Origin of the sequence: Bradyrhizobium sp. (assembly GCF_016462955.1) — a bacterium.
GTDB lineage: Bacteria > Pseudomonadota > Alphaproteobacteria > Rhizobiales > Xanthobacteraceae > Bradyrhizobium.
In genome coordinates this window covers 10,325-17,239 of the sequence record NZ_JAEMSD010000010.1, presented here as the reverse complement: position 1 = coordinate 17,239, position 6,915 = coordinate 10,325, and the positions used below count along the sequence as shown (strand labels likewise).

General features: G+C 57.9%; 10 protein-coding genes. 5 read left to right on the top strand and 5 right to left on the bottom strand.

From position 1 onward, the window contains the following. A partial coding sequence (locus tag JHD07_RS02405) for a hypothetical protein (protein ID WP_291618561.1) occupies positions 1 to 205 on the top strand: 205 nt, incomplete at its 5' end. Positions 206 to 653: 448 nt separating this feature from the next. Here JHD07_RS02405 and JHD07_RS02400 read toward each other — a convergent pair. Next, a complete protein-coding gene (locus JHD07_RS02400; RefSeq protein WP_212065534.1) occupies positions 654 to 1,292 on the bottom strand; it encodes a hypothetical protein in 639 nt (212 codons plus the stop codon). 44 nt (positions 1,293 to 1,336) lie between these two features. Here JHD07_RS02400 and JHD07_RS02395 point away from each other — a divergent pair, with 44 nt between their 5' ends. Further along, positions 1,337 to 1,837 carry a hypothetical protein gene (locus JHD07_RS02395; RefSeq protein WP_100179080.1) on the top strand — a complete coding sequence of 167 codons (501 nt, stop codon included), beginning with the start codon at positions 1,337 to 1,339 and terminating at the stop codon, positions 1,835 to 1,837. A 354-nt stretch (positions 1,838 to 2,191) separates the two neighbouring features. Here the strand turns inward: JHD07_RS02395 and JHD07_RS02390 are convergent, their stop codons facing one another. The 4 genes from JHD07_RS02390 to JHD07_RS02375 form a co-directional block, all read right to left on the bottom strand. After that, entirely contained in the window at positions 2,192 to 2,374 is a 183-nt protein-coding gene (locus JHD07_RS02390; RefSeq protein WP_100179079.1) for a hypothetical protein, read from the bottom strand. A gap of 15 nt (positions 2,375 to 2,389) precedes the next feature. Next, positions 2,390 to 2,734, bottom strand: a complete 345-nt coding sequence (locus tag JHD07_RS02385; RefSeq protein WP_291618558.1) for a KTSC domain-containing protein — start codon at positions 2,732 to 2,734, stop codon at positions 2,390 to 2,392. A gap of 87 nt (positions 2,735 to 2,821) precedes the next feature. Then, entirely contained in the window at positions 2,822 to 4,306 is a 1,485-nt protein-coding gene (locus JHD07_RS02380; protein ID WP_291618556.1) for a tetratricopeptide repeat protein, read from the bottom strand. 130 nt (positions 4,307 to 4,436) lie between these two features. Next, entirely contained in the window at positions 4,437 to 5,018 is a 582-nt protein-coding gene (locus JHD07_RS02375; RefSeq protein WP_100179077.1) for a hypothetical protein, read from the bottom strand. An 85-nt stretch (positions 5,019 to 5,103) separates the two neighbouring features. Here JHD07_RS02375 and JHD07_RS02370 point away from each other — a divergent pair, with 85 nt between their 5' ends. The 3 genes from JHD07_RS02370 to JHD07_RS02360 are packed head-to-tail and all read left to right on the top strand — an operon-like array spanning position 5,104 to position 6,831. Further along, the gene (locus JHD07_RS02370) at positions 5,104 to 5,709 is read left to right on the top strand and encodes a recombinase family protein (protein WP_212065532.1); all 606 of its coding nucleotides are present in this window, start codon (positions 5,104 to 5,106) and stop codon (positions 5,707 to 5,709) included. After that, complete coding sequence (locus JHD07_RS02365) at positions 5,706 to 5,930, top strand: WGR domain-containing protein (protein ID WP_100179075.1); 225 nt, start codon at positions 5,706 to 5,708, stop codon at positions 5,928 to 5,930. The genes JHD07_RS02370 and JHD07_RS02365 overlap by 4 nt, the downstream gene beginning before the upstream one ends. A 25-nt stretch (positions 5,931 to 5,955) precedes the next feature. Beyond that, positions 5,956 to 6,831, top strand: coding sequence for a hypothetical protein (locus JHD07_RS02360; RefSeq protein ID WP_291618553.1), 876 nt, complete (start codon positions 5,956 to 5,958; stop codon positions 6,829 to 6,831). Positions 6,832 to 6,915: the final 84 nt, after the last annotated feature.

The window sequence follows — 6,915 nt, the reverse complement described above, 5'->3', positions numbered from 1 at the left end:
GCCCCAGACCGAATCGAGGCTGATTGCCCCTGATCCACGCTTGCAGAGCAGGATTTTCCAGGGCCTTCTGCATACGGGCAAGGCTGTCGATCGACCGGCCGTATTTCTCGACCAGCGATTGGGCGCGAGCCGCGCCCGCGAAGATATCGTGTGCGGGCTGGGGCATGGGGCGCTGGGCTCGACGCTCGCGAACCAACTCAAGTAGACCCGGACCGAAGACTTTCCACTTCCGTTGCAGCCGGGTGAGAATGGCGTTGTCTGATGCTCCCGTCCATTTGCGTGAGCGCATGACCTGACGGATGGCCGCCGCTGGGCGCAGATGGGGCCCGTCGGTCAATATGTTGGCCACCAAGCCTAGGGCCTCAAGGTCTTCCCGGTAGTCAGTTCCCGAGGGGCGTCCTCGGCGTTTTGCGCCAGGCATCGGAAAATCTCCAAATTTGACATGCCCATAAGATGGAGTTCAGCCTGAGTCCCTTCAACCAACATGAATTCCTGTCTGGCGGAAAAGACCAATAATAAATCGCTCGATGAGGCAAAAAGACCAACAATAATTCGATTCCATGCCGCACAGCCGCCTCAAGGCGGCGAGACGAGGGCCCGACATCGTCAAGCCGGGCCAACCCGGTCACTCAGCAGCTTGAAATGTGCCGGCCCTAGACGTAGCGGCGGGCCATCCGTTCGATGTCCTCGCGCATCTTGCCTCGCCGCATATGGCCGCTACGCGTCGTTTGTGGCGCGAACAGCGCCTTGCCATACCGCCGCCCGGACTCAAGCCCCCAGAAGTTCGCGGCCCTCATGCAGACGACCATCCGGTCGCCCAGCTCAGCCTGCGGAAACAGGATTGACTGCGCCCAATCGAGCATCGCCCGGCTGGAGGGAAGGGCCGCGAGGATATGGTGATCAGTGAAGGTGCGGGAGTGATAGGCGCCGATGTTGGCGATGGCGACCTTTTCGTTGACGACGTCCGGTGCGCCCAGCCAGGCCAGTCGCTCTTTGCGCCACCTTGCGGCCTCCGGATGATGATCCGTGAACCCAAGCCGCCCGGTCCGCTGTTTGACATACCGCTCCTGGCCTTCTTTCGATCTGGCGACGCGAACGTCGGTTTCCGAAAAGCCAGGCGACAGGTAAAGCAACACGACGGGCGCGGTTCGCAGCTTTCCGCCGAAATTCGACGGCAGGCAACGCAGGTCGAACCCGTGCGAGTCGTTGAGGCGCGCAAAGACAGGGCGGTCGAGCGGATGGATCGTTTCGGCCTTGCCGATGATCGACCAGAACTTGAAGATGTCCGTCATGGAAATCCTTACTTAACACCGAAGCGAGCAATTGGGCGGGGGCGATGATTGAAGACGTAGATCTTTCACCAAGAGACCGCGCTCTTTATGAGAAATTGCACGCCTCACACGGCGACCTGGGCATCGCGAGTTCTTGCGCCCACTATATCCTCAAGAAGGGTTGGCACACCCTGTCGTTCTTGCGGCGGGGAAGCGTGCCACTTCAACAGACCGCTTTTACGACGACGATGATCGTCGCCTATGCCCGTCCGTTTGCCGGAGGGCGCGGAAAAGGCATCAGTTTCCCGGAGAGACTGTTGCAATACGATCCCGGGCAAACCGCCTTCCATAAACGGCTGCTCAAGCTAAGAAGCCAGGAATACGCTCACACCGACGCCTCAACGATTTCGGTGCGGCCGCTGAAGGGCAGCGTTGTCACCGATATCCAGTCGATCCGTGATATCTCGTTCTCGCCGGACGAATTGAAGCTTCTAATTGACATGACGCAGGGCGTGTCGGGCCGGATTCGGCAGCGGCTCGATGACATACGCCGCAGCGGAAGCTAGGGCAGGGCAGCCGAAGCTGCCCCGCGACCTGGAATCAAGAACCCAGGCTTAGGATGAAAAGGATCAGGTAACCCAAGGTCACCAGACCGTAAGCAAACGCGTGCACGTTTACCTCCTTTGGTCAGAGAGATTTGGGCCCCAAATCAGGGGAGACGATCACCGATCGTTCCGATTATTTAGCCAGACGCAGATCTTTGACCGTCCGGATTCGGCAGACTTTTACGGAAATATTTTTTGCCGCAGGTACCAGAAAGCCCGGTGACGCAGCATAAATAGCGCGTTTGTGCGGTCGTAGCCGTTGGCGAACCGGAGGCTCACGACCTGGCACGAAGCTGGCGGGGTATCTGCGGCCGACTACTTGCTCGGCTCGTCTTTCTCTTCCCAGGTGACCTGGGCAACCGCCAGCACCTTGCCTACGATCTTCGGGTCCGATTGCGCGGCAACCGCATCATTGGCTGTTTTGTGGATGCGTCCACTCGGATATTTGATGCCTTCTTTGTTGATGAAGATGTTGGTGAAGCCGGTGAAAACTGTCATGGCGCTTCCTGTCTGTCAGTATTTGGGGAGCCGGTGGGTGCGGCAATCGAACGGGCCGTCCATGCCCGTGCCCTTGATGTTGGCGTTGTAGAATTTGCCCATTGAGGGGGCGTTGAGGAAAGCCTCAAACGACGCGGAAGGCATCTCGCAATAGGGATAATAGACCGACCTCAGCTGCACGACCATGAACTGCTGGGCCTTGTCATAGCAGGCGCGGTTGATGAAGCTGCTGCGGGTGATGTCCGTGCAGGCGAGGGGCGCCAGATCGAGCTTGCCGTAGTATTTGACGTCAATGGTTTCAGCCGCCGCCCAGGTCGTGCCGGCGACGAGCGCATTGACCACTGAAATGAACCGCAGCACCTGAAGCTCCTGTGTTCTTGGCGGCTGTTCTTACAACATGTACCGCCGGTTGCGGGGGGGCGCGCAAGTAAGTAAGCGAGGTCCTCGCTAGCGAGTGCCTCTGCGAAGCTGTGCCGCCGCATCAAGGTCCTGCCGTGCCAGTGAGCTTTCGCCGAGCTGCGCGCGGCACCGACCACGTTGTTCATACATATTCGCGATGAACTCCGACGAGGCCAAAGGCGAAGCTGCAGCTATACCCTTGCCAAAATCGGCGACGGCCTCGGTATACCGCTCAAGCTTCATTAAGATTGCCGCGCGCGTTCCATAAAGGCCTGGTGGTCCTTTAGGGTGGTATGCTTCGGCCGCATTCAGATCATCAAGCGCCAGCTCCAGATCTCCGAATTCATGGTGCGCGTCTGCCCGAGCCATGAGCGCCATGAACTGATCTTCGCGGTCTCCAGTCTGTATCGCCCCAGCAAAGTCCGCTAGCGCGTTCGCCTTTCCGGCTTCCCCAGTACGTTGCCATAGCAAACCACGACAATAGTACGAGCTTGAGGCCTTGTGGCCTCTTTCGATTGCCATGCCGTAGTCCGCGATGGAGGCCGCATTTTCGTCCTTGGCAGATAGAAGGCCGGCGCGCTGGAAATATCCCTCTGCAAACTCAGGATCGATTTCAATCGCCCGTGTGTAGTCTTCCACGGCCCTGTCGAGGTCTCCAAGCTTCTTCCCGCGATTGTAATACGAATTGCTCCACGCGATGCCTCGGTGGAAGTAGATGTCACGGTCATTTGGCGAGATACGGAGCGCCGCAGAAAACGCGCTGATAGCGCTGTCGAGCTTTTGCTCACGAATGGCCTTGTGACCCTGTTCGAGAAGTCGATCTATGGGATCTCGACTATGATCTTCCTCATCTGTCTGACTGTTCAGGCTGCTCTCAAAACGCTTTATATCCCAGTTGGACCGCAGATAGTTGACGGTCGAGCCTTTGCTCAGAACAAATGTCCTATCGTTGCTGATCGTGATCATAAAGCCGCTCGATTCGGCACGAAGCAGGATCTTGATTGATTCTTCGGTGCAGGTTTCTCCGCTCGCGGTTTGCCTGAATTGCTCCGCGTGATACTTCTCCCGTAGCCTAGATATCACCCTGCGCAACATGCCGACAATCAGCAGGTTGTCCTTGTCGATCGCCTTCGCCAGCTGATGGGAGACAGCCGACATTGCACGGCCTATCTCGTCGAGGGAGTAGCCTCTTTTGGAAAATGAATCGGCAAAATCTGCGAGCCGATCAATCGCGATGTCGGTATGCTGCCGTGGCAGCTCAGGGACGCCAACGTCCATTATTGCTGAACCTAGCGAGCCAAGCGCCTTCTGTTCTTCTTCGAGCTGACGGCTTAACCGGTTGATCTCTTGCGCGAGCCCTTGAGCGCCCTTGCCTTCCGTTGAAAATGAACTCCCAAGCCCTAGCATCGGCAAGGTAATTGCCAGATAGCTGATACCCGCCGACTCCTGTATCTGAACGACGCGGCTCTTCAGCTCCGGAATAAGTTCATTGTCGACGCTTTTCTTGGGCTTGTTTCCAAAGAGACCAAACACCGGCCCGCCCCCGTCAATGCCAAAAGGTTAGCTTATCATGCTGCAACTAGGCCGGGAATGGCCTTTTGCCCTGGCTTCCGGTCTTCTCCGCAAGCTGGCCGTTGCACAAATCAAAGCAGGTGCGACAGGGCTAGATTGGTTCGTCTGTGCCGAGCGCTTCAGTTGCCGCGGGCAGAGGACCGTTGACGACGTATCCGGCTTTGGCAATTTTTTGCAACGCGGAGATCGCCACCATATGCTTATTATCGCGGGCGGAGTAGCGCGCTACGCTCCTCACCAGCGCAAAGTCACCGTAGTAAATTTCCGTCCAATCGCCGGTTAGGTCGATTTTCAAGCAAAGCAGCATATCCGCTTCGCCACGAAAGCCGATTTGGGATGCAGCGAAGTTTGCCTTCACTTGCACCTTTTTGCCATCCGGCGCCACGGCGTCGTAGCCGTTCGCGCCACGCGAGGCTTGCTGAAGGCCGTACACCTCAGTCGCAATAAACTCACCGTAGTCGCCCAACAAATTGCCGAGACCGGCCCATTTGAACTGAGGGGCGAGCGACTTCAAGGTTCGCTGCGAAGCAAAGAGAGAGGCCAACACGCCCTTCATGGCTTCGATTCTCTGCTCTTTGCTGATCATGTTCAAAACTATGCGTGGATTAGAGGCAATATCAAGCGTGCTTTTAGGGTGCACCCGAATGCCACAGTGCTCGCCTTCAAAGAACATGTATCACTAGGGTTCGTTTCGGATTTTCTTGACACGTGAGGCATCGGCTCTCAGACTTCCTGCCACGAAAAGAAAGCGTAGGAGTTTGACGGGACAGGTTGTCGGTTGTGTACGGGTGAGCACACTCGACCAGAAGACCGATCGTCAGCTCGTCGACATACCCCTTCAACGTACCTTCACCGATCACGCCTCTGGCAAGGACACCGATCGCCCAGCACTGGCACAGATGGTGGCTTATGTGCGGGAAGGGGACACGGTCGTGGTCCACTCCATGGACCGGCTCGCCCGCAACCTCGAAGATCTTCGCCGCCTGGTCAGAGAGCTCACCGGCAAGGGCGTTCAAGTCCAGTTTCTCAAGGAGAGCCTCACGTTCACGGCAGAGGCCTCGCCGCTGTCCCAGCTCTTGCTCAACGTCATGGGCTCCTTTGCGGAGTTTGAGCGGGCTCTCATCCGCGAGCGGCAGCGGGAAGGCATCACGTTTGCCAAGACCAGGGGCGTCTACACGGGTCGACGGCGTTCGTTAAATGCAGAACAGGTGCGCGAACTTGTCAGGAGCGTCCGGGAGGGTGCCAAGAAGGTTGCCATGGCGCGAAAGTTCGGCGTCAGCCGCGAAACCGTTCATCGCTATTTGCGCGCGGCCCAGGCTTCTACGCACGTCCCTGATAAACAAGAAGAGGAGAAAACCGCATGACCGCCATCATGCTCACCCGCATCGACAACCACCGCAACCTGGCGCGGTTCTACAAGCTAGACATCCAGCCAACGCTGTTTGGCGAATGCTCGCTGGTTAGGGAATGGGGGCGTATCGGCCGCGCTGGCACGGTTCGCATCGAAACGTATCGGAGCCGGGGTGCTGCCGACATCGCTATGGCCTCGAACTGGACGAAGAAGCTCAAGAGAGGCTATCGCTAGGCCTCGAACAATCCGGGGTTGGCCGATGGGCGAGGCGAGACGAAAACGAGAAGCGGTTCTGAACGGCCCCTGTCCGGGCGGCTCGGCGAAGGTCGCGCGCCTTTGTTGCTTCAATGGCAAGGAGTGGCACAAGCCCGCCTGCACTCTCGGGCCGAAGTCGCTTCCACCGTCGTCGAGTGTGGCCAAGTGCTACATGAAGGAGTTGGGATCTTGTGTCGCCCCCATCTCGGGCGAACACATTATCTCGGAGTCGGTAATACGAGTTCTGATGGGAGACGGTGAGTTCTCGATTGGAGGCCTGCCGTGGCTTGCGCCAGACGAGGAGAAGATACTGGCGCCCCAGAGCCTGCGAACGAACTGCCTATGCACCAAGCACAACAGCACGCTGCATCCGCTCGACAACGCAGCGCGCTACTTCTTTGCGTCGCTGAAATCATATCTCGAACGCGATGAGGGGATGAGGCACGCCCTTGTTTCGGGGCATGACGTTGAGCGCTGGCTTCTAAAGACCGCCAAAGCCGCCGCCGTCTCAAAGAATCTCGCGAGGGGCCGAACACCGCTTTCCGGCGCGTTCTCGTGGGATTCAGCGATACTCGACATGCTCGACGACCCGCGCCATTGGCCGGAGGGTGCTGGACTGTATTGCACCATGAACGCGGGCGACCGGATGTCGAATCATCCGCGCTTCCAATTGCAGCCCCTTACAAACGCTCAAGAAGACATCGAAGCGGTGGCCTTGAACATCCTGGGCCTGGGCTTCGTGTTGTTGCTCGAACCACTTGATGTCGACAAATATCCCTTCTTGCGAGGGGCAAACTATCGGCCAGGAAGAATCATCATATCGTACCCGACCTCGACCAGCTGGCTCACGATGAGCTGGGAAGACGGGAGGACGCATTAGGCGTTGACGGTGCAGTTTGTGCGAACCGTGCCGTGAGCTAGGCCGGCACAATAATCAAGCAGCCGTACCAGCCGCTCAGTCTGG

Coding starts and splice junctions, on each gene's coding strand:
- JHD07_RS02400 (WP_212065534.1), bottom strand. CDS start 1,292: ATGACGGACATCTTCAAGTTCTGGTCGATCATCGGCAAGGCCGAAACG.
- JHD07_RS02395 (WP_100179080.1), top strand. CDS start 1,337: ATGATTGAAGACGTAGATCTTTCACCAAGAGACCGCGCTCTTTATGAG.
- JHD07_RS02390 (WP_100179079.1), bottom strand. CDS start 2,374: ATGACAGTTTTCACCGGCTTCACCAACATCTTCATCAACAAAGAAGGC.
- JHD07_RS02375 (WP_100179077.1), bottom strand. CDS start 5,018: ATGTTCTTTGAAGGCGAGCACTGTGGCATTCGGGTGCACCCTAAAAGC.
- JHD07_RS02365 (WP_100179075.1), top strand. CDS start 5,706: ATGACCGCCATCATGCTCACCCGCATCGACAACCACCGCAACCTGGCG.
- JHD07_RS02360 (WP_291618553.1), top strand. CDS start 5,956: ATGGGCGAGGCGAGACGAAAACGAGAAGCGGTTCTGAACGGCCCCTGT.